We start from the raw sequence: 1,732 nt of genomic DNA on the forward strand, positions 1-1,732 counted from the left end.
GGGGGTTGTGGAGGAACGGATAAAGTTGTCCACAGATTCTCTTCGGCCTCTTGTGGTGTCCGTTTCGTCGGGTATTCTTGGGGGTATAGAACGTCAGGCCCGGTGGAGGGGAGGGGAATCGTGCTCGCGAATGGTGATGCGTTCGGTGATGGCGATGATTCCCTCGCGCCCGGGCAAGATGATGGTGTATCGGATTCCCCTGACGCCGCGGATTCCTCGCCTGCTCAGGGTGTGTCGTCGGGGTCGGGTCGTCTTCCGCGGGTGGCGCGGGGTCCGCGTCCGCGTCGGCCGTTGTCGCGGGAGACTCTGGCCGAGCGGACGTTCGCGGTGGAGGGCCCGGATCTCTCGGTGGAGTTGCAGGGGATTTGGGATCTCGCGGTCCGGGAGTCGCAGCTGGCGGCTGCGTTGATGCGGCGCCTGGCGCCGTTGTGGGTGGGACGGGATGTGGAGGGCGCGGGGCGCATGAGGGGGATGTGGAGGATGTCCAGGTGGCGGTGGCGCTGCGCACCACGACCACTGTCGCCTATGGGCAGATCCGTGACGCCCACGAGGCGCTGACGCTGTTCCCGTTGTTGTTCGCGCGGGTGGAGGCGGGGGAGTTGCCGGTCGAGTGGCTGCGGCGTGTGATCCACCGTTCCCGTGACCTGCCGGAGGAGGACCGGAGGGGTCTGGATGGGGTGATGGGGGATTGGGAGTTCGGGGTGACCTCGGAGACGTTCCGTCGCCTGCTGGGTGAGTTGATCACCTGGTTCACGTCACTTCTGGATCTCTCGTCGGTGGAGCGTGCCCAGCGCCGTCGGCATATCGGTGTTCCGGTGGTGGGTGTGGATGGGACGGCGTCGTTGACGGTGACGGGGCCGGTCCCGGAGATCCTCGCGTTCGCCCGGTCCCTGGATGCCGCGGCGGAGACGCTGCAGGCCGCTCAGCGTCACGCCCTCGACGATGACGACGAGGTTCCGTTCGATGAGGACGGGTCCGTGCGCGGGTCGGGGAAGACGATGACTCGCGGCCGCCTGCGCTATGAGGCGTTGCTGCGGGGTGAGGTGAACACGGACGGGCATGAGGTGCCCGCGGCGCGGTTCGCGATCCTGGTGACCATCCCGTTTTTGACCCTGCTCGGTCGGAGTGAGGCGCCAGCTTTGTTGGAGGGGAAGCATCCGATCCCTGCGGACATGGCGCGCGAGCTCGCGGGGGAGTGCCCGGAGTGGATGCGGATCCTGACCGATCCCGTCACGGGTGCGTTTTTGCCGTTGCCGCCGGAGCGGTATCGACCGAGTGCGCAGATGGTGACGCATGTGCGGTTGCGGGGTCCGGAGTGTGCTGTTCCGGGGTGTGGGCGGGCGAGTTGTCGTGGTGTGGAGGTGGATCATATTGAGGAATTCGATCATGATCATCCCGGGGAAGGTGGGGTGACGGAGATCGAGAATCTTCATGTGTTGTGCTGGTCGCATCATCAGGTGAAAACCGTCCACGATATCGACCCCGTCAGACTCCGCGACGACGGGAAATCATCGGGTGGTGGAACAGATCGCGGGAATGATGGGTCGGTGAAACATGGCGGGAGTCGGTCCAGTGTCGTGGACCCGGGTATCCCTGTGTCCCGCACGCTGGGTCGCACGCACTGGTCCCTGGGAGACGCGGTCGAACTGACCGTGCAGGACCAGGGCGACTTGATGACCCCGTTCATCGTCCGCGAGCTCGAGACCGCCTGGCACCAACACCTCGCCACCAC

Annotated in this window: 1 protein-coding gene; it reads left to right on the forward strand. The window is 65.7% G+C overall.

Annotated features, from left to right (window positions below; all coding sequences use genetic code 11):
• Positions 1-473: 473 nt before the first annotated feature.
• Positions 474-1,732: DUF222 domain-containing protein (locus I8D64_RS17000; protein ID WP_200503956.1), on the forward strand; the 1,259-nt coding region annotated here is incomplete at its 3' end.

This window comes from Brachybacterium halotolerans, from assembly GCF_016623465.1.
Taxonomy (GTDB): domain Bacteria; phylum Actinomycetota; class Actinomycetes; order Actinomycetales; family Dermabacteraceae; genus Brachybacterium; species Brachybacterium halotolerans.